We start from the raw sequence: 26,129 nt of genomic DNA on the forward strand, positions 1-26,129 counted from the left end.
AACCCCTGTTAAATTCATTCTGACGAAGAGCTGGCTTTGTTCCGCTCTTCTTTTATCTCACGGAGTACATCCAGAGCCATCATAATTGCGCCCAACGTAATCGCTGAGTCGGCAATATTAAACGCCGGAAAATAGCTGTTACCCCAATGCACAGATATAAAGTCGACCACATGCCCATAAGCAATACGGTCGATCAGATTACCAATAGCACCGCCAAGAATCAGCGTCAGCGCGACAGGCAGCCACACAGATCCCCGTGGTAGTCGTTTCAACCACACAATCAACATAACCGACACGCCGGTTGAAACGGCAGTAAAGAACCAACGTTGCCAACCTTCCTGATCTGCCAGGAAACTGAAAGCTGCTCCCCGATTGTACAGCAGCGTGAAATCCAGAACGGGCAACAGGTATACGGGTTGCGCGTAAGTCAGGAAATATTCTGCGGCAATCTTGGTAACCTGATCCAGTACGACCGCCAGCACTGCGAGCCACAACCAGACCAGTGGAGATCGTCCATTAACCTCAGTCATCATGCGAAATGACGGACTTCGCCGTCACCCTCTACGTTTTCGACACATCGGCCACACAGCGTCGGGTGCTGTACGTTCTGACCCAGAGTATCGCTGTGGTGCCAGCATCGCTCGCACTTTTCATCTTCGGAGGCTGTCACAGTCACTCGCAGCCCGTCCAGCTCGGTCGCTTCACCGCCCTCTTCAGCCAGGCCTTTTACCTGTGCTTTCGAGGTAATAAGAACAAAACGCAGCTCATCACCCAGGCGCTCCAGACGATCTTTGAGTGCGTCCGCTGCATACAGAGTGACCTCGGCACCGAGTGATGCCCCAATACGCTTGTCGTTACGGGCTTTTTCTAACGCGCCGTTAACAGCTTCTTTCGCTTCCATGATGGAGCGCCAGTAAGCATCGTTAAAGTCTGAAGCCGCAAGCGCCGGGAAGCCGGTGTACCACTCCGCCAGTTGCACCGATTCTTCGCGGGCAGCACCGACCGGTGATGGCAGAGCATCCCAGATTTCTTCAGCAGTGAAAGAGAGCACAGGAGCAATCCAACGTGCCATCGCTTCAGCAACGTGGTAGAGCGCAGTCTGTGCGCTGCGCCGTGGCAGGCCATCAGCCTTACAGGTGTACTGACGATCTTTGATCACATCCAGATAGAAAGCACCCAGCTCTGCGACACAGAAGTTCATCAGTGTTTTCGTCAGAGTTTTCAGGTCATAACGCTGATACAAGGCAATGACTTTGTCCTGCAGACGCGCGGTGTAGTCGACCATCCAGGCGTCCAGAGGCAACAGCTCTTCCGCTGCGACCATATCGGTTGCCGGATTGAATCCATTAATGTTGGCCAGCAGGAAGCGACAGGTATTACGCACACGGCGATACGCGTCGGCATTACGCTTGAGAATTTCGTCAGAGACGGTCATCTCACCCGAGTAATCGGTATCGGCAACCCACCAGCGCAGGATGTCACCACCAAGCTGATTAATCACTTTCTGGGGTTCGACGGTGTTTCCGATCGACTTTGACATCTTGCGGCCCTGACCATCAACTGTGAAGCCGTGTGTCAGTGCTGTTTTATACGGTGCCTTACCATAGGCAGCGACACTGGTCAGCAGAGACGACTGGAACCAGCCGCGATGCTGATCTGAGCCTTCCAGGTAGAGATCCGCCGGCATCTCCAGTTCATCACGGGCCATGCATACTGCGGTATGGGTCACGCCCGAATCAAACCAGACGTCCAACGTATCCACGACTTTATCGTACTGCGCCGCTTCGTCACCCAGCAGTTCGGCCGCGTCGAGGTCAAACCAGGCATCAATACCCGCCTGCTCGACACGCTCAGCAACCTGCGCAATCAGCTCCGGAGTACGCGGATGCAGTTCAGCGGTTTCCTTGTGAACGAACAGAGCGATCGGCACACCCCAGGTACGCTGACGGGAGATACACCAGTCCGGACGATCTTTCATCATGCCTTCAATACGGGCTTTACCCCAGGAAGGACGCCATTCAACGGTGTTCTCAACCTCATTCATCGCCTGCTCAAGCAGCCCTGCCTGGTTCATGCTGATAAACCACTGTGGGGTCGCACGGAAAATAATCGGCGACTTATGACGCCAGCAATGCGGATAGCTATGCGTGATATTGGCTTTTTTCACCAGCGCGCCGCGCTCGTTAAGAATGCCAAGCACACGGAAATTGCCTTTATCCGCCGTGCTCAGGCCGGTCAGCTCCAGCGCTTCGAGAACTGGATTAGCAATAAAGTTACCCTGTGAATCGACCAGCATTTCTTCTGATTTAATGCCATAAACGTTGGACACCTGATAGTCATCCACACCATGCATAGGTGCGGTGTGAACTGCGCCGGTACCAGAATCTGCGGTAACGTGTTCACCGGTAATTACCGGCACAAATTTATCTGCGCCCTGTGCCTGCATAAACGGGTGTTTTACAACAAACGGGGCGGCACTCTGTTCAGGCAACTGGCCGAATACTTTTCCGCGTGCTGAAGCCAGCACCTCATAGTCATCGGCACCCAGTCCATAACGTTGCGCAGCGTCATCAACCAGATCTGTTGCCAGAACCAGAACTTCATCGGCTTCTTTGAGCAGAACCAGAGAATATTCAAGCTCAGGATGAACCGACACAGCTTCGTTAGCTGGCAGTGTCCATGGCGTAGTCGTCCAGATCACGATGCTGATGGTTTTTTCTGCGACAGAGGAATCTGCGCCGAACGCCTGTACCAATGCCGCGCTGTCACGGAAAGCAAACTTCACATCAATCGCGATGGACTTTTTGTCCTGGTATTCCACTTCCGCCTCAGCCAGAGCTGAACCACAGTCAGAGCACCAGTTCACAGGTTTAAAGCCCTTGTGCAGATGACCCGCGTCGATGATTTTGCCTAACGTACGGATGATGTCCGCTTCGAACTTATAATCCATCGTCAGATAGGGGTTTTCCCAATCACCTAACACCATCAGGCGCTTAAAGTCGCGGCGCTGACCATCGACCTGCTCGGCAGCATATTCGCGGCAATGCTTGCGGAATTCACTGGCGGTGACCTTTTCGCCAACTTTCCCGACCTGAGCTTCCACTTTGAGTTCAATCGGCAGGCCATGACAATCCCAGCCCGGAATGTACGGCGCATCTTTGCCACTCAGAGTCTGCGACTTGATGATCACATCTTTCAGAATTTTGTTAACGGCGTGACCAATGTGAATGTTGCCGTTAGCGTACGGAGGACCATCATGCAGAATGAATTTGTCGCGACCGGCACGAGCCTCACGAACTTTGCGATACAGACCAATCTCTTCCCAGCGGGCGAGCATTTCAGGCTCACGCTTCGCCAGGTTGCCGCGCATCGGAAACTCGGTATCGGGCAGGTTGAGTGTCGCTTTGTATTGGCTTTCCACTTTATCGTTCATAGAGATTGGTCACTTTTTCTAATAATTCAGAATCGGAAAGAATCCGGTCGTGCAGCGAAATACTGTTGCGCTGCCACTTTATCGGCATTAATCGCGGCCCGGAGTTCATCCAGACCGGAGAATTTCTTTTCATCACGGATACGGTGCAGCAGCTCAACATCGAGATGCTGACCATACAGGTTGCCTTTAAAACCAAACAGATGCACTTCAAGAGACGGCTCCGGGGTGCCTGCAATGGTTGGCTTGACACCCAGGTTAGCCACACCCACGTATTCATCACCCGTACTGTCGACATTCACATGTACCGCAAAGACACCACTCATCGGCAGATGGCGGCGCTTAATCAGAACATTAGCAGTGGGAGTATCGAGGGTGCGCCCAAGCTGGCGACCATAGGCAACGCGGCCACTCATGCGGTAAGGACGCCCCAACAGACTGGCAGCGGCCACCAGGTCACCCTGTGACAGCACATCACGGACCCGGGTGCTGCTGACCCGTTCTCCGGAGATCAGGTGCGTTGGCGTATCTTCAACAATAAACCCGGAGTGCTCTCCGGCCGCCTGCAGTGCCGCGTAATCCCCTGAGCGGTCGCAACCAAACCGGAAATCATCGCCGACAATCAGGTGCTTAACCTTCAGGGCATCAACCAGAATCTGCTGAATAAAATCATTCGCAGTCATACTGCGCAGAGCTTCATTGAAAGGAAGACAGAGCAGGTAATCGACACCCGCCTCACGCAGATCAAGAAACTTTTCGCGGAAATTCGCCAACCGGGCCGGTGCAGAATCCGGAGCAAAAAACTCTTTCGGCTGAGGTTCAAACAACATGACCAGCGTCGGCCGGCGCTCTGCTTCACCAGCAGCACGCAAGGAGGCGAGAATGTTCTGATGGCCGAGATGCAGCCCATCAAAGTTGCCGATGGTCGCTACACAGCCAGCAAAGTCTTCAGGCACATTACGCAGGCCACGAATCAGGCGCATCAGGTATCCCGCACTTCCGGTAAAAATAAAGGCTCGGATTATAGCCAACCTGACGCCCGGGTAACAGCGCTTTACCGGGCCTAGAACAGCTCCCCACGGATATGCCGCAATCGCAGACCGGCAAGGATAAGCACCGTGAAGTAGACAAGGATTCCAGCCCCGACGATCAGACTCATCCAGCTGATTCGCGCCGTTGCCTGCCATTCAAGCCAGGCTTCAGGACTACCCATCAACCAGACGGCAACAGCACTGAGGGCAGCATTCGCCAGAACCAGAATAACCAGGAAGCGCAACCAGCCGGGCTGAGGCTCATACACACCGGCTTTACGCAGCCCACGGTACAGCATGAAGAGATTGAAATACGCCGCCAGAGACGTTGCCAGCGCCAGTCCTGCATGCTGCAACGGATACACCAGGGCTATATTCAGCAGCATGTTAACCGCCATCGCCTGAATCCCGATTCTGACCGGCGTTTTGGTATCCTGACGGGCGTAATAACCGGGAGCCATCACTTTGATCATCATAAAGGCCAGCAACCCAACGGCATACGCCTGCAGACTCAGCATCATCTTGCCGACATCGTAAGCCGTCACTTCACCGTAGTAGAAAATCGTGGCCATCAACGGCATCGCCAACAGCACCAGAGCCAGTGCAGCCGGGGTTGCGATCAGAAACACCATACGTACTGCCCAGTCGAGCGTCCGAGAAAAAGCAGCAGCATCCTTGTCGGCGTGTTTACCGGACAGTGCCGGAAGAATCACAACACCAATCGCAATCGCAAAGACCCCCAGCGGCAGATTGTTCAGGCGATCAGAATAATACAGCCAGCTCACACTGCCATCTTCCAGAAATGACGCCAGCAAAGTGTCGAGCAGTAGGTTGATCTGGCTGACGGAGACCCCGAACAGCGCGGGCACCATTAAGGTTCCGATCCGTTGTACACCTTCATCCCCACGCTTCACTGTCGGCATCACGAGCAAGCGTTGACGAGCGACAAATGGCAACTGAAACAGCATCTGGAACAGCCCGGCAAAGAACACCCCCCAGGCCAGAGCGTACAGAGGCTCGACAAAGTGATCGGTAAAAAACAGCGTCGCCGCGATCAGAGTGACATTCAGAATAACCGGAGTGAACGCAGGAATCGCAAAGCGTCCGTATGCGTTGAGCACGCTCGAAGCGAACGCCGTCAGCGAGATAAAAAACAGATACGGAAAGGTAATGGCCAGGAGATCACCGGTCAGGGCAAATTTCTCCGGATCACTGCGGAATCCCGGCGAAAATATCCAGGGCAGATAATCAGCGCCGAGCATAGCAGCACAGGTGACCGCGAGAAGCACCATGCCAAGCATTCCGGACACCCGGGACACCAGCAGGCGGACCTCGTCAAGGCTGCGCTGGCTGCGGTATTCCGTCAGAACAGGGACAAAGGCAACGGAAAATGCCCCTTCGGCAAACAGGCGCCGGAAGAAATTCGGAATTTTGAACGCGACAAAGAATGCGTCTGCACGGGCACCAAAATACTGAGCCACGATCACATCCCGGGCAAGCCCGAGCACACGACTCAGAAGCGTCATCACACTGACGATGGATGACGACCTCAGAAGACTGGTTTTCTGCACTTGAGGTGCCTGGCTTTCGGACATTTCAGCATCCCTTTCCACTTTCTGCAGATACAAAAAAACCCGCGTAAAGCGGGCTTTTCTTCGCCTGTCAGGGATTAACCTTTCAGAGCGAATACCTTAGCATTCAGACGGCTCTTGATGCGAGCAGCAGAATTCTTGTGCAGAATACCTTTGTTCACAGATTTGTCGATGTAAGGTTGTGATGCAGTAAACGCGGCCTGAGCCTGTTCGTAGTCAGCAGACGCTACAGCAGCGTTCACTTTCTTAACATAAGTACGCACCATTGAACGCAGTGCCATAGTACGTGCACGACGCTTGATAGCCTGACGGGCGCGTTTACGAGAACCAGCAGAATTTGCCACAGTCGGCTCCTCAGTAATTTGGTTTCAGTTAAATCTAAGAGGGCCGGAATTATCCGGATATAAACCAGCCCTGTCAACAGGAGATCCCGCCTTTTACCTGCGGGACGCAAACCTCAGTCGATCACGACCTGCTCAAAAGATTTGATCAGATCATCAACCGCTTTCATCTGAGCCAGATAAGGCTCGAGTTTATCCAGAGGCAGCGCACAAGGGCCGTCACACTTGGCTTCGGCTGGATTCGGGTGCGCCTCGATAAACAGACCGGCAATGCCCAGTGCCATGCCAGAGCGGGCCAATTCGAACGCCTGCTGGCGGCGACCATCGGCAGAATCTGCCCGACCACCCGGACGCTGCAGCGCATGCGTGGCATCAAAAATAACCGGCGCCTGCTTCTTCATTTCGTCCATACCCAGCATGTCCACCACCAGGTTGTTATAGCCAAAACATGAGCCACGCTCACACAGCATCACTTTCTCATTACCTGCTTCAGCAAATTTCTTGATGATATGGCGCATCTCGTGAGGTGCGAGAAACTGCGGCTTTTTCACGTTGATCGCAGCCCCCGTCTCGGCCATGGCAACCACCAGGTCAGTCTGGCGCGCAAGGAAAGCCGGCAGCTGAATAACGTCAACCACTTCAGCCACGGGTGCCGCCTGATAAGGTTCATGCACATCCGTGATAACCGGTACGTTAAAGGTCTTCTTGATCTCTTCAAAAATCTTCAGGCCTTCGTCCATGCCAGGACCGCGATAAGAGTTGATGGATGAGCGGTTCGCCTTGTCAAAAGAGGCTTTAAACACGTAAGGAATACCGAGTTTCTCTGTGACCTTAACGTAGTATTCGCAGATGGACAGCGCCAGATCACGGCTCTCCAGTACGTTCATGCCACCGAACAGGGTAAAGGGTGCGTCGTTACGCACGTCCAGTCCGGCAACCTTGACCGACTCAATCATATTTCTCTCTCTTCTGTTAATCCGATAACCACTCTGATGTCAGAGCACCACCAGGTTATCCCTGTGAATCATTTCAGGTTCAGCAACCATTCCCAGCGCCTGCTCCAGACCAGAGCTTGGCATGCGCAGGATCTTTGCAGCCTCTTCGTGGCTGTAGTTTACCAGCCCTTTGGCAACCAGATGGCCTTTTTCATCGCGACAGGCAACGACCTGCCCACGCTCGAACTGCCCTGATACGGCAACCACACCGATCGGCAGCAGGCTACGCCCACCATCGCGGAGCGCTTTCACCGCACCAGCATCCAGCACCAGCTCACCACGGGTCTGGAGATGCCCGGCAATCCACTGTTTGCGCGCCGCTTCAGGTTGTTTGTCAGCAAGCATCAGGGTGCCAAGCAACTCACCCTCACGCAGCCGCGTAATCACGTTATCAATCCGCCCACCAACAATCACAGTGTCAGCTCCGGAGCGCGCAGCAAGTGTTGCTGCACGCACTTTAGTGACCATGCCACCGCGACCAAGCGCTCCACCGCCGCCCGCCATTGCCGCAAAACGGGGGTCAGACGCCTGCCCCTCGTAAATCAGCTCTGCATCGGGGTTGTTTCTTGGATCGGCGGTAAACAGCCCTTGCTGATCAGTAAGAATGACCAGCAGATCGGCCTCCACCAGATTGGCAACCAGCGCTCCCAGGGTATCGTTATCACCAAAGCAGATCTCGTCGGTGACGACCGTGTCATTTTCATTGATGATAGGGACAACACCCAGACTCAGGAGGGTCCGCAGCGTGGTACGGGCATTCAGATAGCGCTTGCGATCACTGAGATCGTCGTGCGTCAGTAATATCTGTGCAGTGCGGTGGTCGTGTCTGGCAAAAGACGTTTCATAGGCCTGTACCAAGCCCATCTGACCCACCGCAGCGGCAGCCTGTAACTTGTGAACTTCCTCCGGGCGGGTTTTCCAACCCAGCCGGGTCATACCCTCGGCGACAGACCCGGACGACACCAGCACGACCTCATGGCCCGCAGCCAGCAGTCCCGATATCTGATCAACCCAGCTCTGCATACCACTGCGGTTCAGGCCAGTTCCGTCATTCGTCAGCAGTGCACTGCCAATCTTAATTACCCAGCGCTTCGCTCCAGCCAGACGCTGACGCGAAGCACGCCACTGCTCAAGACTCATGCCACTCCCCGATTACTCGCCGCGGGTGTAAATAACTTCAACACCGTGATCATCGTCGTCATCATCAGCACCCGCCTTCCGGGCTTCACGCTCGAGGCGACGACGTTCGTACAGCGCCTCCATGTGCTCACGTGCTTCGGCTTCGACCTGTTCACGTTCTGCCAGCAGCGCCTCGGCAAACTCTTCGTCTTCCATTGCGCGCTCACGACGCTCTTCGATGTATTCCATGATGTCGCAGACAAGCTTGTGCGTACCGTCACGGTTGATCGCCGCTATCCGATACACCGGGCCATCCCACTCAAGCTTGTCGATGATCGCCTGACAGCGGGACTCACGCTCGTCCTCTGGCACCATATCAAGCTTGTTCAGGACCAGCCAACGATCACGCAGCGCCAGCCCCGGCGAGAAATTTTCCAGCTCACGGCTGATTGCCATCACCTTTTCAGCAGGGTCTGACTCATCAAACGGCGCCATATCGACAACATGCAGCAACAGATGAGTACGAACCAGATGTTTGAGGAAACGGGTTCCCAGACCGGCCCCCTCTGACGCACCTTCAATCAACCCGGGAATGTCTGCAATCACGAAATTGCGATGCTCTTCAATCGAAACCACCCCCAGATTCGGCACCAGAGTGGTAAACGGATAGTCCGCCACTTTGGGTGTCGCCGCCGAGACAGAGCGGATAAAGGTCGACTTACCGGCATTCGGCATCCCCAACAGACCCACGTCTGCCAGCACCTTAAGCTCCAGCTTAAGATTGCGGGATTCCCCCGGCTGCCCCGGCTTAAACTGCTGCGGCGCCTGGTTAGTCGAGGACTTATAGCGGGTATTTCCAATCCCGTGGAAGCCACCACGGGCAACCATCAGACGCTCGCCGTGCGCAGTCAGGTCTCCCAGAACTTCGCCGGTATCTTCATCCATCGCAGTCGTCCCGACCGGGACCTGAAGAATAATATCTTTGCCTTTTGCACCAGTGCAGTTGCGACTGGTGCCCGGCCGCCCGTTCTCGGCCTGAAAACGGCGCGTATAGCGATAGTCCACCAGGGTGTTGGCGTTCTCACTGGCTTCGAGGTACACGGAACCGCCGTCGCCTCCATCACCACCATCCGGGCCACCCTTGGGGATAAATTTCTCACGACGGAAGCTCACACAGCCATTGCCGCCCTTACCTGCTTCAACGGTGATACGGGCTTCATCGACGAATTTCATAGTCTCAGACCTGCTTCAAAACAAACAAAAACGCCCCAACTGCTATGCAGTCAGGGCGCATCAGCATACACCGGCGGAATTAAGCCGCTGGAACTACGCTTACAGTCTTACGGTTCTTCGGACCTTTAACCTCGAACTTCACTGCGCCTTCAGCGGTAGCGAACAGAGTGTGGTCACGGCCAACGCGTACATTGTCACCTGCGTGGAAACGAGTACCACGCTGACGAATGATGATAGCGCCTGCTTTAGCGGTCTGACCGCCGAACAGCTTAACACCAAGGCGTTTGCTTTCGGAATCGCGACCGTTCTTGGTAGAACCACCAGCCTTTTTGTGTGCCATTGTCTTTCTCCTTCTGTGGGGTCACTGCAACACTGCGGATGCGGCGGCTTGGCCAGCCACGCGGGCCCCGGAATTCAAATTAACAGTATTAGCCAGCAATGCTGGTGATTTTCAGTTCAGTGAACCACTGACGGTGGCCCATCTGCTTCATGTGGTGCTTACGACGCTTGAACTTCAGAATCTTCACTTTCTTGTGACGACCGTGGTTAACCACTTCTGCAGTTACTTTTGCGCCTTCTACAACCGGTGCGCCGATTTTAACATCGTCGCCGTTACCGATCAGCAGAACTTTTTCCAGTTCAACGGTTTCGCCAGTCGCAACTTCCAGTTTCTCAACCTTCAGAGTCTGACCTTCTTCAACACGGTATTGCTTACCGCCAGTGACCACTACAGCGTACATAACTGTATCTCTCCGCTTACACTTTTCAGTGTGTTTCTGTTCAGTGTGTATCCCGCTGCTTCTTAAAAGGGGGTACCTGCTTCTACTGGCAACGCTCTGGTTTCCATATGGCAGGGAGCAGAAATTCGGGGCGCGAGACTATACCCCAGCATGAAATAATGCGCAAGTGTATGACCGGCCTTTCCTTGACAGGCGCGACACTGCTCCCTACGATTGCGCCAAGAATAAGCAGGCACTCAATAATCATGCACATTAAAGACGTACTGGCCACAGTAGGCGAAGAGTTCCAGGCAGTAGACAGCCTGATCCACGAGCAGCTCGAATCCCGGGTTCCTCTGGTTGAGAAAATCGCCGAATATATCGTCAGTAGCGGCGGTAAACGCATACGCCCACTGCTGGTATTGCTGACGGCAAAGTCATTCGGACGCGCCGATGCCGACGCCGTCAAACTGGCCACCGTCATTGAGTTTCTGCACACAGCAACGTTGCTACATGACGACGTGGTGGATACCTCCGACATGCGCCGTGGCAATCCGACCGCAAACGCCAGATGGGGTAATGCGCCGAGTGTCCTGGTCGGAGACTTCCTTTACAGCCGCGCGTTCGAAATGATGGTCGAGCTGGCCTCTATTCCGGTGATGCAGATCCTGTCGAATGCGACCTGTGTGATTGCCGAAGGCGAAGTACTGCAGCTGACCAACGTGAAAAACCCGGATACGACCGAAGCGCAGTACATGGATGTGATTCATGGCAAAACAGCCATGTTATTTGAGGCCTCTACCCACTCAGCAGCATCCCTGCTCGGGCTGAATGACCAGGACCGCCTCGCATTTAAAGAGTATGGCAAAGAGCTTGGCATGGCGTTTCAGCTGGTCGATGATGTTCTCGACTATGAGGGCAACGCCGAAGAAATGGGCAAGAACGTTGGCGATGATCTTGCCGAAGGCAAGCCAACACTGCCGCTGATCCACGCGATGGCTAACGCCAGCGAAGCAGACAGTCAGCTGATCCGCCAGGCGATCCGTAAAGGCGGACTGGATTCTATGGACGACGTCCTGCGTATTGTTCATGCCTGTGGATCTATCGAATACACACGCCAGCAGGCGCAGGCCTGTCGTGACCGGGCTCAGGCTCATCTCGCTCATCTGCCACAGTCAGCGGCGAAAGATGCCCTGATGGCTCTGGCCACTATTGCGGTTGAACGCACTACCTGACGGAGAACAACATGCGCACGGGAATCTGGTTTCTGCTACTGCTACTGAGCTTCCCGTCGCACAGCAGCCTCCTCGACAAGCTCACCCAGAGCGAACCTGAATTCCTGCCCGTTGAGCAGGCTTTTCCTGTGACCTACTCTCAGGCATCGGGCAGCATCAGCGCTCACTGGGAAACCGCTTCCGGCTACTATCTGTATCAACACCGGATTTTCCTGACACAGGGAGAGCACCGGCTGGAGCCTGTCTTCTGGTCTGCACCAGGCAAGCCCAAATACGATGATGCCTTTGGCGATGTCATCGCTTTCTATGGTGATCTGGGCGTCAGCTTCGACACGCGCACCCTGGATGCCGGAAACGTGACTCTGCACTATCAGGGGTGTGCGGACGCAGGGCTCTGCTACCCCCCTCAGCGTCTCAGGATCACTCTGGAGAAAAGTTCAGCCGCTGGCGACAATGCACCTGAGACCACAGACATCCCCTGGTTCAGTGGCCGTTCTGCGGGCGCAGTCATCGGACTCTTCTTTCTTCTGGGACTGGGACTGACCTTCACTCCCTGCGTACTGCCGATGGTCCCTATTCTGACCAGCGTCGTGCTGGGTCAGCAGACCCCGTCTCCGTTGCGGGGCTTCCTGCTGTCACTGGTGTATGTCACAGGAATGGCGTTCACCTATGCGGCTGCCGGCCTCGCGGTTGGGCTGCTTGGTGCCGGAGCTAACCTGCAGGTCTGGATTCAGAGCCCGGCTGTTCTGTCGGTGTTTGCCCTGCTGTTTGTTCTGCTCGCCATGTCGATGTTTGGACTGTACGAACTTCAGCTACCGGCGTTTCTGCGTAACCGCCTGAACACCATGAGCCAGAAACAGGAAGGTGGGCGCTACGGCAGCGTTCTTATCATAGGTGTGCTGTCAGCACTCGTCGTGTCCCCCTGCGTATCCGCCCCGCTGGCAGGCGCATTGGCCTACCTAAGCACAACCGGTGATGCTGTACTGGGCGGGGCAGCGTTACTGGCCCTCGGCTTTGGTATGGGGACACCTCTGATTATTCTCGGTACCACTGGCGCACGCGTCCTGCCCAAAGCCGGCATCTGGATGGACAAAGTAAAATACCTGTTCGGCTTTATGCTGATTGGCGTCGCTCTCTGGCTCATCGGGCGGCTGATGCCCGACGCCTGGCTGCTGGGAGGCTATGGCGTACTGGCGATCAGCGCCGGCATTGTCTTTGGGGCGCTGAAACCTGCTCCCTCAGGTGTCGGCAAAGTCATCCGCTTTATCAGTCTGATGACCTTCATCTACGGTGTGATTGCCATTGCTGGCGCCCTGCAGGGAAATAAAAGCTTCCTGAACCCTCTGGAGCCACACAGCAGCGAGCCCGCAACGCCTTTTATTCACACGACATCTGTGTCAGAAGTCCACAAGATCATCCTCGCAGCAGAGGACAAACCCGTCATGCTGGATCTCTATGCTGACTGGTGCATCAGCTGTAAAGTCATGGAAGAAGAGATCTTCGCCGACAGTGAAGCTCAGGACGCTCTCGGGCATCTCATCTGGGTACAACTGGACCTGACCGACAACACTGAAGAACAGCGCCAGTTCCTTCAGGACCAGGCGGTGTTCGGACCTCCGACCATTCTGTTCTTTCAGCCAGGAAGCCTGAAGACCATCGGACGAAGTGTCGGCGAACGGGACAAGGAACAGTTTCTGCTGGAAGCATCAGACATGGTTCCGGCCCCCTGATCCAGAGCAGATTGCCGGAACCCTTGCCTGATCAGTGGCCGGAGCGTCGGAACAGTCCGGCGACAAACGTAATAACGACAAGCGCCAGAAAGACAAAAAACAGGATTTTGGCAATCTCAACAGACACGCCTGCAATACCACCAAACCCCAGAACACCAGCAATCAGAGCGATTACCAGAAACACCATTGCGTAGTACAACATAAGAGTTACCCCGCTTTTATGAATGTATGCGGTAGGAGTAAAAAGAGGTGAATCGGTTCCTGCCCTTGTCTACAGAGTGAGCATTTCTGAACTGACCGGGCTGCAGACTGTCCGGCTCGACTTGAAACCAGATAACTGAATCACCATATAAAGATCATTAGTTAACGATGGATTTCTTATGCATATTTCATGTCCAGACTGCGGCGCAATCAACCGGATTCCGGAAGATAAGCGGCAACAGCCGGGCCAGTGCGGCCGCTGTAAATCGGCCCTGTTCAGTGGTCAGGTTGCTGATCTGACGGACGCCAGTTTTGATCGCTTTATTACCAGGAATGATCTTCCGGTGGTGGTGGACTTCTGGGCGACCTGGTGTGGCCCCTGCCAGATGATGGCCCCCGTCTTTAAAGACGTGGCCGCGCAGCTGCCCTTTGATGCCCGCTTTGCCAAAGTGAACACCGAACAGGCCCAGGCAACCGCAGGCCGCTTTGCGATCCGCAGCATTCCGACACTGATCGTGTTTTTTCAGGGTAAAGAAATCGACCGACTGTCTGGAGCGCTCCCTGCGCAACAGCTCAAACAGTGGATTCAGCAGGCACTGATCAAATGCCGTCAGGTCTAGCGTTACCGCGCACCACATACTGAAGCGCCTGCATCGCAGGCTCTATCGCCTCCTGCCAGTCGATCGCTTCACGATACAGGCCATCCAGGCTGTTCATGTGATCTTCCACCAGATTCAGCATGCGCTCCTCCTGCTCGTCATTCAGACTCAGCATCAGAAGCTCTTCACGCAGTTCAATTTTCAGGTCTCCGCGCTCATGAGCAACCCGACTGAGCATGGCGTTCTGGTTTTCCCGGAACTCGTGCAGACGGTGTTCAGCGTCGTTCACGACACTCAGCAGTTTGTCTTTTTCGCGCAGCTGTTCTTCCATATTAAGACTACCTACACGCGCATCAGCGGCGCTGAGAACAACACAGAGATGGTCTTTGATCCGCCCATAGCGGGCTTCATCTTCGTAGGGCACGTTTTTTACGAACAGTGAGGCCTGAGGATAATTCACCAGCATCCGACGACCGAATTCCATGATCCGTCCGCCGGTATGCCCGGACTGCATCAGATCTTCTTCAAGCGGGGTGGTCGCTCCCGCGTGAGAGAAGTACCTTGGCCAGTCGTCATTGGTTTTCCAGCACGAAAAGACCACATTCAGCCCGAAACGGGACAGCAGCCCGAGCATCGCCTGAGCCAGTTCTTCGAGCTTGTGGCACATAGAGATCTGCTCCATAAAACGCACGATCTCGCCCTGCTCAGCCGAGTGAGTCATGGCTTCAAAGGCCGCCTGACGCGCCACTTCTGCTGACGACAACAGTTCCCGCTCGTAGCGACGCTGGTGCAATGCCCGGCTGACCTTGGTCTGCAGTTCAGTGATATCAAAGGGCGCAGTAATGTAATCGTCGACACCCGCTTCATAAACGGCCAGGCGTGTTTCCAGAGCCTGGTTCTCGCCCACATAGATCACAGGTGTTGAGGCTGTTTCCGGACGACTGCGCAGCTCTCTGACGATGCATTTTTCCTCTTCGCCCAGACACGAGCTATCGAGAACAAAGCAGTCCGCGTCGTTGTTGCCCGCGGCAAAGTAATCGGACAGTGATGCATAACCGGCCACATCCAGATGACTGAGTACCTGTGTCAGTAACGACACTGACTGATGCTTATTATCCAGAACAATCACTCTGCCCTGCATGGAACGGCCCTCAAAGACGTAAATGAGATGCTTATAAATAAAGTTCACACGGCCGGATAAGTCCAGATGTTACCGATTGTTTCTCCAAGCAGGTCACAATTAAACACACCAGCAGGAGGCATGATTCAAATCAAGGCGAACTTTTCTGTCAGGGGTAGTCTGAAAACAACAACACAAAGGAGCGAATGTAATGACCATTGAACATCACGATCTGCATCACGAATTTCCTGATATGTCAGAAAAAATCCGCGAAATGAAGATGACCGACCGACACTTTGCCCGCCTGTTTGAGGAGTACCATGACGTTGATCGCGAGGTACGTAAAATCGAAGAAGACGTCACACCCGCCGCGGATGAGACTCTGGATGCGCTCCGCATGAAGCGGGTTCACCTGAAAGATGACCTCTACTCCATGCTGAAAGCGTAATCTCTCTTAGCCGCCTCTGGGGATATCCCCCAGGGTGAGGTACAGCGCAATCAAGGCGTTCAGGTGGCTCTGACGTGTACTCACCATAGAGTCGCGGGCGCTGAAGAAGGTGCGCTGTGCGCTCAGCAGGTCGCTGAAATCGGTATCACCGGAATCAAAGCGGATCTGCGCAAGGTGAAGCAGCCGCTCGTTATTAGCCAGCACCAGAACGCTGTTGTGCAGTTCCTCCTGCTGGTAACTGAGTTCGTCCAGAGCATCGAGGGCTTCCTGCATAGCCGCCCGCACGGTGCGTCGGTACTCAATCTGAGCCACTCGCTCTGCGGACTCCGCCTGAGCAATCTGAGCTGATATTTTCCCACCATCAAACAGCGGCAGCGCCAGACTTTCTCCGAGAGAGAGTGCCCAACCGGTAGGATTCAGAACGTCAGATGCGGACAGTCCCGCACTGAGGCTCAGAGACGGCCAACGGCTGCTTTCTGCCTGCCAGACACTGGCATGGCTCTGCCAGAGCGCAATGTTCGCCTGACGGATATCGGGCCGCTGAGCCAGGAGACTGGCCGGCTGAACAGCGGCAACCGCAGGCAGATTCAGCTCTGCCAGCGTCAGATTCATCGTCGGTAGCGTCAGAGTGTCAGACCCGATCAGCGCCGCCAGCGCCCGCTTCTGTACCGCCAGGTTTTTCTCCAGCCCTGCCAGGCGACTGATCAGAGACAGGGTTGTGTTGCGCTGCTGGGCGATTTCCATCCCCGAGACCACACCGGCTTCAAACTTCACCTGAACAATACGTTCGAGCTCCTGGGAGGCCTCAAGGTTGCTGTAGGCGATACGCAGGCTTTCCTGGGAAGCAAGCAGCGCAATGTATTGCTGCACCACCTGCCCGGTCAGCATCATTTCTGCGCTACGCAGAGTCAGCCTCTGGCTTTCAAAATCCAGTTCAGCACTGTCGATATCCGCAGCTCGTCTTGCCCACAGATCTATCTCGTATCCGGCGGAGAAACTCAGGCTGGAACCACTGCTGAATCCAGTGTCACTGTTGTCGAGATCTTTGCGATGGCTCGCCCCCGCGCGGAAAGACAACGACGGCCAGAGGTCTGCGCGGGATTGACTCAGTGCCGCTTCCGCTGACTGCAGACGCTCGAGAGCCACCTGAACATCCGGGCTGTCACTCATCGCCTGCGCCAGCAGCGCATCCAGCTCCGGACTACCTAACTGAGTCCACCAGTCATACGCCGGCGCAACCGCATCTTCCTGGACGAAGCTGTGATCCGCAGGCAGCTCTGGTTCCATTGGCTCGAGATCACGCAGAGGACTGGCACAACCAAATACCATACCCGAAGAAATCAGTACGACCCATGTTCTATAAAACGCTGCAGGCATGATCAGTCCTCCGCCAACGCATCAATCGGATTAAGACGGGAGGCCTGACGCGCAGGCGCATGACCAAAGATAATGCCCACCAGCACTGCAGAGCTGAATGCCAGCAGTGGGGGCATCAGAGAAAAAGCCACCGCAATATTAAACTGGCCCAGCAACCAGGCGACACCGGCCCCCAGCAGCAGACCGACCAGACCACCAAAACAACAGACGACCAGCGCTTCGATATTAAACTGGCGGAGAATATCTCCGGGCTTCGCACCGGTGGCCATACGCAGACCGATTTCACGCCGTCGCTCCGAGACACTTACCAACATAATGTTCATCACGCCAATGCCACCAACAAAGAGTGAAATGGCCGCGACCGAGCCCAGCAGCCAGGTCATGGTATCCTGGGTTTCACCAACGGCTTCAATCAGTGAAGCCGTATTACGCACCATAAAGTCCTCTCTGCCGTGACGCTGCAGCATCAGACTTTCGACCGCGGCCTGTACTTCATCCAGACGATCTGTCGACTCAACCTTGATGGTAATCGTGCTCAGATGATCACGACCAAAAACGCGTACCCTACCTGTAGAGAGGGGGATCAACATCATCTCATCCATATCAGAGCCACCCGACGTCGCGCCTTTGGCTTCCAGCACACCAATGACCTGATATACCGCAGACTTCAGGAACACGTACTGCCCCACCGGATCTTCACCCTGCGTGAACAGCTCTTCCGCAACCGTCTGGCCAATCACAATCACTGGCGCCATGCTGTCCATATCCTGCTCGGTGAAAAACACCCCACGGGCCATCCCCCAGTCACGAACGTGAATATAATCGGGTGTCGTCCCCTGAATACGGCCGTTGTAATCGCGGTTACCAAAGCGGATGGTTGCCCGGCTGTTGCGCTCGGGAGCAACATAGCTGACACCGGGAAGTTGACTGACAGCTTCGCCGTCCTGAACAGTCAGCGTGGCCATCTCACCCGAAGAGCGCGTATTGCCTCCTCCGGGGCGCAGTAACAGCAGGTTAGTCCCCATGGACTCAATACGATCGAGGACCTGTTGCTTGCCCCCTTCACCAATCGCCATCATAGCGACAACCGCACCTACCCCGATTACTATGCCAAGCAGCGTCAGTGCCGTCCGGAACCAGTTAAACCGCAGGGCTTTCAGCGCTGTGCTGACCGCCTCGGCAAAGCCCACAGAGGTAAACGCCGGCGGGGCAGGTTCACTGGCAGCGATATCCAGCGTGGGAGCCGGTGCACTGTCGGACTGAATACGGCCGTCACTGATATGAATCTGACGATCAGCATGCTCTGCCACATGCGCGTCGTGCGTAATAAGGATAACGGTACTGCCTTCACGGTTAAGCTGCTGCAGCAATGCCAGAACCTGCTTACCACTCTGACTGTCGAGTGCCCCGGTGGGCTCGTCGGCGAGGATAACCTCCGCGCCATTGATCATGGCGCGGGCGATCGAAACACGCTGTTGCTGTCCGCCCGACAACTCACCGGGCTTATGATCGGCGCGATCGCCTAACCCCAGCTTATCTAACAGCTGTTCAGCCCGGTTTAAGCGCTGTTCCACCGGAACATGAGCATAGGTTGCAGGCAGCGCTACGTTTTCACGGGCAGTCAGAGGGGCCAGCAGCTGATAACGCTGAAAGACAAACCCGAATGTCTTCAGGCGCAAGGCAGCCAGCTGATCCGGGGTCATCGCAGAGACATCATGACCATTAACCCTGAACGTACCGGAGGTCGGGGTATCCAGACAGCCAAGAATGTTCATCAGGGTAGATTTACCCGAACCGGACTGCCCCATAACAGCGACAAATTCGCCCCGCTCAATTGTCAGTGACACTTCATCCAGCGCTTTGACCAAGGTATCACCCGCCTGATAATGACGACTTACCCGATCAATCTGAATCAGTGGTGGCTGTTTAGCGGTATCAGAAGCCACGGCGACCACCTATGCGTGGCGCATTGGTGCCGAAGGTGCGCGCCTGTTCTCCACCGCTGGACTGCTCGCTACCAGCAATGACCGCGTCACCCTCTTCAAGGCCTGAGATAATCTGAGCGTGAGTACGGCTGACCACACCCAGCTCAACGCGCACACGCTCTTCTTCAGTTCCTGCAGGCACGCGGACTGACGCCCCCCGTGGCGAGCGACGCACCGCTGCCAGAGGCACCAGAAGCACATCTTCTGCAGAATCTTCAACGAAGAACACCTGAGTACTCATGGCTTCCATCAGAGAGTGATCGCTGTTATCGACATCCACCAATACCTGATACAGCACGACATCATTCACAAGGTTGGGAGTGGGCAGAATCTTAGCCAGTGTCGACCAACGGAAATCGTTGGGCCTGCCCAACGTGGAGAAGCGTACCTTCATTCCTTTCTTAAGCCGTGGGATATCTGCCTCAGATACTTCTACCCGGAGGGTCATGACCGAAAGGTCAGAGATTTTCATGACCACAGGCGCACTGTTGGTTGCATTCAGCGTCTGCCCTTCCCGTACTGAGATACTGGCGACGGTACCTGCAATCGGAGCAAACAGGCTGGTATAACCCAGCGACACTTTGTCACCGGCTAATGATGCTTCGTCTGCTTTGATCTGTGCCCGGGATGCTTCAATCTTGGCTTTCAGGATTTTCACGCCTGTGCGACTTTCAACCAGGGTGTCTTCACTGATGGCCTGATGCTTGAAAAGCCCTTCATTCCTTCTGAGGCGCAGTTCCTGCAGCTCCAGCTCTGCCAGCTGCTGCTCCAGACCCGCACGTTTGTTTTCAAGGCTTGCCTCAGCGTTCGCCACTTTGGTTTCAAACACAGAGGCATCAATTTCTGCCAGCAGCTGCCCCTTTTCTACGACGTCCCCCTCTTCGACCAGGATGACTTTTACCTGGCCGGACACCTGCGCACCGACATCCACGTAGTTTTTGGGCTCGAGGGTACCGGTCGACGCAACGTGGTTTTCAATCGATCCGATTTCTGCATGCTGGATCAGCCATGCCTGGTCACCCGAGTCAGCAAACCACCAGTAATAGACGGCTGCGCAGACAATCAGTAAAGGAAGTACTACGAAAAAGAATGGACGAATTACACGTCGGAGCAGCGAACGCGCTCCGTGTGATGCAGAGTTACCAACTGACATTTTTCAATCTCTCACCAAAGAAATCCCGATGAGACCCTTGAGCCGCACCCCCCTGAAGGCTGCGAAATCTAATCTAAATGCCAATCAATCTCAATTAAATGGACGAATAGTTGCGTAAGGAAGTGTGAGGACTAAGGCCGGTATACCGCAGGCAGTCCATCAAGGCTGAGCACCAGCTTGTACTGTGCTTTGATTGGCTGGGGAAAGCTGATGTGATCACGGGTCACATAGGCGCCGTTTTCCCACTCACGTAACATCAGTACCAGATACCACTGCCCTTCCGCCGGTGTCCGGATAGGCATTGTAAAGCGACAGTTATTCAGATGATGCTGTCCGCTCAGTTCGCCTATTTCGGTGGCGCCAACCTGATACCCGCGGAAATCGCCACCCGAATACGGCTCACTCAATGCCCACATTTCAAGCGAGAGAGTGCCACTCGTGTTGCCTGTACTGCGCAGATTAGCTATTTCTTCCACTTCCACATGCAGTGTTTCGTCTTCGATATGGTAGGTGGAGGTGCCACTGAGGCTGAGATATTTTGCTGCGACGCGCAGCGGGGTCTGTTCGGAGGCCATCATGGCAATACCCTCTGATAAGAAAAAGCTGTGAACTCCCTGTGTTCACAGATGCGATCATTATGCACCTGCCTCAGGAGAGAATCACAGCTTTTACTTAAATTCAGCTTACACTTCCGACATCTACGCCTTCGGCCTGCTGATCAGCGTGGTAAGAAGAGCGTACCAGGGGTCCACTGGTAACCCGCAGGAAGCCCAGCGACTTAGCGATGTCGCCCAGCTCTTTAAACTCCTGAGGCGTTACAAAGCGCTTCACCGGGGAGTGATCCCGGCTTGGTTGCAGATACTGTCCCAGCGTGATGTGGTCGATGTCGTGCGCCCGCATGTGATGCATGACCTCCACGACCTCTTCATTGGTTTCGCCTAATCCCAGCATCAGGCCCGATTTGGTGATGATGTCAGGATTCCGGGCTTTGTATTCTTTGAGCAGCTTCAGCGACCACTCATAATCCGACCCAGGGCGACACTCTTTGTAGAGACGCGGCACAGTTTCAAGATTGTGATTAAAGACGTCCGGCTGTGTACCAGAGAGTATGTCCAGAGCAATCTCCATGCGGCCACGAAAATCCGGCACCAGAGTCTCAACCTGAATACCCGGGCTGTGCTCGCGTGTCAGACGGATACAATCAGCAAAGTGCTGCGCCCCGCCATCGCGCAGATCGTCTCTGTCGACAGAGGTGATCACCACATACTTCAGCCCCATGTCGGCAATCGCAGTCGCCAGGTTAACCGGTTCTTCTGCATCCAGCGGATTGGGACGTCCGTGCCCGACATCGCAGAATGGGCAACGGCGTGTGCAGATGTCTCCCATGATCATAAAGGTCGCGGTCCCACCACCAAAACACTCACCGATGTTCGGACAGCTCGCCTCTTCACAGACCGTATGCAGACGGTGTTTACGCAGCTTTTCTTTGATCTCATTGATCTTGGGAGTCGCAGGAATACGAACGCGGATCCAATCGGGCTTGCGTGGAATTTCTTCAGTCGGAATGACCTTAATCGGAATACGGGCGACCTTATCGGCACCACGTAATTTTTCGCCCTGAACCACTTTGCGTCGTTCTGACATTATTTACTCCGGAGTTGTTTCTTCAGCATCAGGGCCACCATTAGCCAGCCGTTGCTGTAAATGATAGTTGAGACGCTCAGAGACCGCATCAAAACTGACCACGCTGTCAGTTTCACCGGTCATCTGCGTCATCTCCATGCCAGCGTAGCCGCATGGATTTATGCGCCGGAAAGGCTCGAGGTCCATATCAATATTTAACGCCAGGCCGTGGAAAGACCGACCCTGGCGGATACGTAATCCCAGGGAGGCAATCTTCCGACCACCGGTATAGACTCCCGGAGCATCGGAACGGGGCGCGGCATCGATTTCCCATTCGGCGAGCGTATCGACAATCGCCTGCTCAATTCCACTTACAAGCTGACGCGGCCCCCATCCCCGACGGCCGATATCTATCATCAGATACACCACCAGCTGACCCGGACCATGATAGGTTACCTGTCCTCCACGATCGGTCTGAATCACAGGAATATCACCGGGAAACAGCACATGCTCTGCCTTGCCGGCCTGCCCTTGAGTAAACACCGGAAAATGCTGCAGAAACCAGAGCTCATCTTCCGTGCTGGAAGATCGCTGCTCCGTAAAGCGGGTCATCTCATCATAGACAGACTGATACTCGCACAGGCCGAGCTCCCGGACCTGCATCAGATCACCATGCGCACCTGAGGATGCGCCGTCAGATCACGATGGATATTGGTCAACTGTTCTACGCCCGTTGCGGTGATATAGAGAGTAATGGAGCGGAAACGTCCGTTAGAGCTTTCCTGTACGCGAATCCGGGCCATATCGCAATCAGGCGCATGGACCCGTACGACCTCAACAATGGCCTCTTCGTAACCGTCGAACGCGACGCCAACCACCTTGACCGGATAGTTGGCACAGGGAAATTCAATTTTGGGAGCGTCTGGCTGACTCACTATGACATCCTCATTGGCTTAGCCTCTGAATATGGAGCCGTCCATGACACTTTTCAACCGGCTGCCTGCCTGAAATCAGGAGAACAGACGAACAAAGAAGAGTCGGATTTTCCCGAACAAGCGGCCAAAGAAGCCCGATTCTTCAACATCCTGCAGTGCGACCAGCGGTCTTTCTGCGAGTTGTTCGCCACCCATGCTGATGGTCAGCAGCCCCATCGCCTGGCCTGCGACAACAGGCGCCTCTGGGTATTCTTTAATCTCAAGCGACACTTCAACCTGATCTTTGCTGCCACGCGGCAGAGTCATATACAGATCCTCTGCCAGAGAAATGTCTACAGATGCCGTTTTGCCTAACCAGACTTTCTCGGTGCTCAGTACATCCCCGGCGCTGTATAGCTTGTGGGTTTCGTAATAGCGGAAACCATAGCCCAGCAGTTTCTGAGTTTCACGGGCACGGGCCTCTTCGCTCTTGGTGCCCATGACAACGGCAATAAGGCGGGTATTCTCACGTTTGGCTGACGCCGCAAGGCAGTAGCCTGCTTCATCCGTATGACCGGTTTTCAGACCATCTACGCTGGGGTCACGCCACAGCAGCTTATTGCGGTTAGGCTGACGGATATCGTTGTATTCAAAGTATTTTTCAGCGTAGAGCCCGTAATATTCAGGGTGGTCTTTGATAATGTGTTTGGCAAGTGTTGCCAGGTCACGGGCGGTGGTCAGATGACCTTCGGCTGGCCAGCCTGTTGCATTCTCAAAGTGAGTGCTGACCATACCAAACTCCTGCGCGTACTGGTTCATCCAGCCGGCAAATGCGCTTTCTGATCCGGCAAAATACTCAGCAACAGCAATCGATGCATCATTGCCTGACTGCACGATAATTCCGCGCAGCAGATCAATCAGACGTACCTCAGTGCCTTCACGCACCCACATTTTCGAGCCGCCTTTTTTCCAGGCCGTCACACTGATAGGCACCATAGTGTCTTCGGTGACCTTGCCTTCCTGCAACTCATGCACGGCGATGTAGCTGGTCATCATCTTTGTCATGCTGGCAGGCGGCAGGCGCTCATCAGAATTTTTTTCTACCAGCACCTCACCACTGTCTGCATCAACCAGAATGTATGCAGTCGCATCGAGCGCAGGAGGATTAGGGATAAGAATTTCAGCAGACGCTGTAAACGAAACAAACAGAGCAACAGAAGCAAAAAATCGGAATAAACGCATTGTACCGGGACCAGAATAAAAACTTGCGCGGCATTGTACCACGCGCTCAGGAATTGTCAGGGGCGCCAGACGCGCCCACTGTGCGACCCCGGAAGCGGCAGAAGGTTCCGCCTCCGGAAGGGTCCGATCAGCCTGACACCTCTTCCACCAGAGAACTGGTGCGCGGTGGATGCAGGGTGACATTCGGGGTTTCCCCAGCGGCCAGTGGCTCGTGGCTGTGACGCAGGCGATAACCGCGGTCAATACGACGACCACACAAGGTGAGACGAACGGCCAGCCAGCGGTAATCCGACTTGCTGTCAGTGTGAATCACGACTGATGCGTCCTCATCCACCATTTTCTGACAGATATCACCCATCTGATCTGCAATACCACGGTCTTTGGAAGACAGTGCCGGAGCTGGTACGTCGTAGCGCGCAATCGGCGCTGACTCTTCCCGGGCACCAGCCCACAGCTGAGTTGTTTTCGCCAGAGGTGTCGCGGCCACTTCGCGTTTTGGCTTCACCACAGGTGCAGGTTTCTGAACTCTGACCACAGGGGCAGGCTTCGCCGGCGCCGCAGGCTCCAGGATGTCCAGCGCGATATCGTCGATATCCACAGGGGATTTCTGGCTTGCCGCTTCCTGTTTTTTGGCTGCCGCCAGAGCCGCACGGCGTTCGCGCTCCTGTTGTTCACGCAGCGCCTTTTCTGCGGCGGCTTTACGGGCTTCTTCCGCACGACGCGCGGCTTCAGCCTGTTTCTGTTTCTCAGCTTCTACTTTGAGGCGCTCTTTCTCGCGGGCGGCCGCTTCAGCAAGCTTTCTCTGACGTTCCAGCTCCGCACGGGAGACGGCTTCTTCTTCGACAGCGGCGACCGGAGCCGAGCCTGCTGCACGGGCTTCGTCAATCGCGCGCTGAGCATCTTCAAGTCCGGGGGTCAGTGCGGCCACCGGCCAGACTTTATCCAGATATTCCTGAGCCTGTTCATACTTACCCTTTGCCAGCGCCTGACGGGCAAGGCCGACGTACGCTTCGCCCCACTGGTAAGCAAGAGGAACCACACGGAAATCGAAGGGTGCCGCTTCACGGAATGACTCGATTTTATCCAGCGCATTATTGTTGGCCGGCGTGCTCAGGCGCATTTCAGAGATGTCTTGTTCAATCTTCGTAAGAAGTTGATCTAAATCTTCAGGAGTTGCCGTCCATGCCGGCGCAGCAAAAATCCATGCTGCTATTAAGAGCGAAATCTTTTTCATGTCACTTGTTATCGTTGTGAAGAACTGCTGCAGACCGGTAAGATGCAGACTTTGCCGGAGTGATGTCAAGCTCCGTTGCCCTGTTTGGAGAAATCCCTCACATGTTGATGAGACTCGGTTCACTTATTTTTGCTGTTCCTGCCGTTTTACTGATCGTACTTTACGGCATAGAACTGAGCACAGTGACCAGCTGCATTGAAGCCGGCGGACACTATAATTTTGCCAGTGGCGAATGCGGAGAAGAGATTTCTGAGCGGATCAGTTTTTATCAACGTCACCGGCTGCTCGTTGATCTCACCTTATTATTATCGACTGCCGGTGCCCTGATGATGACCTGGGCCATGCTGAAAAAAGGCATGACACCAAAAAGCGACTGATCAGCCACAGCATTTCTTCCACTTCCGGCCACTTCCACACGGACAAGCGTCATTGCGCCCGGGGCTGAGGGGCCGGAAATCAGTGTTCCCTGCCAGATATTTCCAGTCGTCGTCTATCTTTTCGAAACGCGATTTTTCTTCGAGCTCAAACCACTCAGTCCCTTCACGGAAACGTGCGATAAAATGCACATGCCCGGAATTCCCGTCTTCGCCGTGGTCCAGAATCAACAACTGAGTCCATTGTGTATCGGCGGCAAATTCCAAGGTGTCGGGGCAGTAATCCGGGTGCCAGGAGCGCTTCAGGTATTCTGCATTTTCGGTGACAAATGCCGTATACCGTGACCGCATAAGGGCCAGCGGCGACCCCGCCCGCGCCCCTGCCAGTATCGGTTCACAACATTCACTGGCAGAACGTCCGGAGTGACAGGAGC

The 26,129-nt window shown here is 54.8% G+C and carries 27 protein-coding genes; 5 read left to right on the forward strand and 22 right to left on the reverse strand.

Annotation, left to right across the window (positions count from 1 at the left end):
* Positions 1-14: 14 nt before the first annotated feature.
* The 10 genes from lspA to rplU all read right to left on the reverse strand — a co-directional run bounded on the left by lspA (position 15) and on the right by rplU (position 10,481).
* A complete protein-coding gene (gene lspA / locus Q1L85_RS10450; protein ID WP_370314867.1) occupies positions 15-533 on the reverse strand; it encodes a signal peptidase II in 519 nt (172 codons plus the stop codon).
* Positions 530-3,433 (reverse strand): isoleucine--tRNA ligase, encoded by a 2,904-nt coding sequence (ileS, locus tag Q1L85_RS10455; RefSeq protein WP_300427346.1) that lies wholly within the window; start codon positions 3,431-3,433, stop codon positions 530-532. Before ileS ends, lspA begins: the two co-directional genes overlap by 4 nt.
* A gap of 26 nt (positions 3,434-3,459) precedes the next feature.
* A complete protein-coding gene (ribF, locus tag Q1L85_RS10460; RefSeq protein WP_307726814.1) occupies positions 3,460-4,461 on the reverse strand; it encodes a bifunctional riboflavin kinase/FAD synthetase in 1,002 nt (333 codons plus the stop codon).
* A gap of 32 nt (positions 4,462-4,493) precedes the next feature.
* On the reverse strand, positions 4,494-6,056 hold the full coding sequence (murJ, locus tag Q1L85_RS10465) for a murein biosynthesis integral membrane protein MurJ (protein ID WP_300427345.1): 1,563 nt from the start codon (positions 6,054-6,056) through the stop codon (positions 4,494-4,496).
* Between the two features lie 74 nt (positions 6,057-6,130).
* Positions 6,131-6,397: a 30S ribosomal protein S20 gene (gene rpsT, locus Q1L85_RS10470; protein ID WP_300427344.1), complete on the reverse strand. Its 267-nt coding sequence runs from the start codon at positions 6,395-6,397 to the stop codon at positions 6,131-6,133.
* 113 nt (positions 6,398-6,510) lie between these two features.
* Positions 6,511-7,350 (reverse strand): 3-deoxy-8-phosphooctulonate synthase, encoded by an 840-nt coding sequence (gene kdsA, locus Q1L85_RS10475; protein WP_300433097.1) that lies wholly within the window; start codon positions 7,348-7,350, stop codon positions 6,511-6,513.
* Between the two features lie 39 nt (positions 7,351-7,389).
* Entirely contained in the window at positions 7,390-8,529 is a 1,140-nt protein-coding gene (gene proB, locus Q1L85_RS10480; protein WP_300424174.1) for a glutamate 5-kinase, read from the reverse strand.
* 12 nt (positions 8,530-8,541) lie between these two features.
* A complete protein-coding gene (gene cgtA / locus Q1L85_RS10485) occupies positions 8,542-9,741 on the reverse strand; it encodes an Obg family GTPase CgtA (protein ID WP_300424177.1) in 1,200 nt (399 codons plus the stop codon).
* Between the two features lie 79 nt (positions 9,742-9,820).
* Positions 9,821-10,081 carry a 50S ribosomal protein L27 gene (gene rpmA / locus Q1L85_RS10490; RefSeq protein WP_300424178.1) on the reverse strand — a complete coding sequence of 87 codons (261 nt, stop codon included), beginning with the start codon at positions 10,079-10,081 and terminating at the stop codon, positions 9,821-9,823.
* A gap of 88 nt (positions 10,082-10,169) precedes the next feature.
* On the reverse strand, positions 10,170-10,481 hold the full coding sequence (gene rplU / locus Q1L85_RS10495; protein ID WP_300424180.1) for a 50S ribosomal protein L21: 312 nt from the start codon (positions 10,479-10,481) through the stop codon (positions 10,170-10,172).
* A 245-nt stretch (positions 10,482-10,726) separates the two neighbouring features.
* On the opposite strand from rplU, the gene Q1L85_RS10500 reads away from it, so the two are divergent.
* Both Q1L85_RS10500 and dsbD read left to right on the forward strand, forming a co-directional pair.
* Positions 10,727-11,695 carry a polyprenyl synthetase family protein gene (locus tag Q1L85_RS10500; protein WP_300433098.1) on the forward strand — a complete coding sequence of 323 codons (969 nt, stop codon included), beginning with the start codon at positions 10,727-10,729 and terminating at the stop codon, positions 11,693-11,695.
* Positions 11,696-11,706: 11 nt separating this feature from the next.
* A complete protein-coding gene (gene dsbD, locus Q1L85_RS10505) occupies positions 11,707-13,425 on the forward strand; it encodes a protein-disulfide reductase DsbD (RefSeq protein ID WP_300424183.1) in 1,719 nt (572 codons plus the stop codon).
* 31 nt (positions 13,426-13,456) lie between these two features.
* Here the strand turns inward: dsbD and Q1L85_RS10510 are convergent, their stop codons facing one another.
* The gene (locus Q1L85_RS10510; RefSeq protein ID WP_300424185.1) at positions 13,457-13,627 is read right to left on the reverse strand and encodes a DUF1328 domain-containing protein; all 171 of its coding nucleotides are present in this window, start codon (positions 13,625-13,627) and stop codon (positions 13,457-13,459) included.
* A 178-nt stretch (positions 13,628-13,805) separates the two neighbouring features.
* Between Q1L85_RS10510 and trxC the strand changes: the two genes are divergently transcribed.
* Positions 13,806-14,246 carry a thioredoxin TrxC gene (trxC, locus tag Q1L85_RS10515; RefSeq protein WP_300424187.1) on the forward strand — a complete coding sequence of 147 codons (441 nt, stop codon included), beginning with the start codon at positions 13,806-13,808 and terminating at the stop codon, positions 14,244-14,246.
* Here trxC and Q1L85_RS10520 read toward each other — a convergent pair.
* Positions 14,227-15,366: a hypothetical protein gene (locus Q1L85_RS10520; RefSeq protein ID WP_300424189.1), complete on the reverse strand. Its 1,140-nt coding sequence runs from the start codon at positions 15,364-15,366 to the stop codon at positions 14,227-14,229. The two genes, trxC and Q1L85_RS10520, sit on opposite strands and share 20 nt — an antisense overlap.
* Positions 15,367-15,556: 190 nt before the next feature.
* On the opposite strand from Q1L85_RS10520, the gene Q1L85_RS10525 reads away from it, so the two are divergent.
* On the forward strand, positions 15,557-15,793 hold the full coding sequence (locus Q1L85_RS10525; protein WP_300424191.1) for a YdcH family protein: 237 nt from the start codon (positions 15,557-15,559) through the stop codon (positions 15,791-15,793).
* Between the two features lie 6 nt (positions 15,794-15,799).
* Here the strand turns inward: Q1L85_RS10525 and Q1L85_RS10530 are convergent, their stop codons facing one another.
* The 9 genes from Q1L85_RS10530 to Q1L85_RS10570 form a co-directional block, all read right to left on the reverse strand.
* Complete coding sequence (locus tag Q1L85_RS10530; RefSeq protein ID WP_300424193.1) at positions 15,800-17,170, reverse strand: TolC family protein; 1,371 nt, start codon at positions 17,168-17,170, stop codon at positions 15,800-15,802.
* A gap of 2 nt (positions 17,171-17,172) precedes the next feature.
* Complete coding sequence (locus Q1L85_RS10535; RefSeq protein WP_300424195.1) at positions 17,173-19,116, reverse strand: MacB family efflux pump subunit; 1,944 nt, start codon at positions 19,114-19,116, stop codon at positions 17,173-17,175.
* Positions 19,106-20,308 carry an efflux RND transporter periplasmic adaptor subunit gene (locus Q1L85_RS10540; RefSeq protein ID WP_300424197.1) on the reverse strand — a complete coding sequence of 401 codons (1,203 nt, stop codon included), beginning with the start codon at positions 20,306-20,308 and terminating at the stop codon, positions 19,106-19,108. Before Q1L85_RS10540 ends, Q1L85_RS10535 begins: the two co-directional genes overlap by 11 nt.
* Before the next feature lie 131 nt (positions 20,309-20,439).
* Complete coding sequence (locus tag Q1L85_RS10545; protein ID WP_300424199.1) at positions 20,440-20,886, reverse strand: hypothetical protein; 447 nt, start codon at positions 20,884-20,886, stop codon at positions 20,440-20,442.
* Between the two features lie 100 nt (positions 20,887-20,986).
* Positions 20,987-21,952 (reverse strand): lipoyl synthase, encoded by a 966-nt coding sequence (gene lipA, locus Q1L85_RS10550; protein WP_300433099.1) that lies wholly within the window; start codon positions 21,950-21,952, stop codon positions 20,987-20,989.
* A gap of 3 nt (positions 21,953-21,955) precedes the next feature.
* A complete protein-coding gene (lipB, locus tag Q1L85_RS10555) occupies positions 21,956-22,594 on the reverse strand; it encodes a lipoyl(octanoyl) transferase LipB (RefSeq protein WP_300424203.1) in 639 nt (212 codons plus the stop codon).
* Positions 22,594-22,866: a DUF493 domain-containing protein gene (locus Q1L85_RS10560; protein ID WP_300424205.1), complete on the reverse strand. Its 273-nt coding sequence runs from the start codon at positions 22,864-22,866 to the stop codon at positions 22,594-22,596. Before Q1L85_RS10560 ends, lipB begins: the two co-directional genes overlap by 1 nt.
* Positions 22,867-22,941: 75 nt before the next feature.
* Positions 22,942-24,087: a D-alanyl-D-alanine carboxypeptidase family protein gene (locus Q1L85_RS10565; RefSeq protein ID WP_300424207.1), complete on the reverse strand. Its 1,146-nt coding sequence runs from the start codon at positions 24,085-24,087 to the stop codon at positions 22,942-22,944.
* 127 nt (positions 24,088-24,214) lie between these two features.
* Entirely contained in the window at positions 24,215-25,321 is a 1,107-nt protein-coding gene (locus tag Q1L85_RS10570) for a hypothetical protein (RefSeq protein ID WP_300424209.1), read from the reverse strand.
* Positions 25,322-25,422: 101 nt separating this feature from the next.
* Between Q1L85_RS10570 and Q1L85_RS10575 the strand changes: the two genes are divergently transcribed.
* Positions 25,423-25,698, forward strand: coding sequence for a hypothetical protein (locus Q1L85_RS10575; protein WP_300424210.1), 276 nt, complete (start codon positions 25,423-25,425; stop codon positions 25,696-25,698).
* On the opposite strand, the gene Q1L85_RS10580 is transcribed toward Q1L85_RS10575, so the two are convergent.
* Positions 25,699-26,046, reverse strand: a complete 348-nt coding sequence (locus Q1L85_RS10580) for a YchJ family metal-binding protein (protein WP_300424211.1) — start codon at positions 26,044-26,046, stop codon at positions 25,699-25,701.
* Positions 26,047-26,129: the final 83 nt, after the last annotated feature.

This window comes from uncultured Thalassolituus sp. (assembly GCF_950066645.1).
Lineage (GTDB): Bacteria > Pseudomonadota > Gammaproteobacteria > Pseudomonadales > Oceanobacteraceae > Thalassolituus.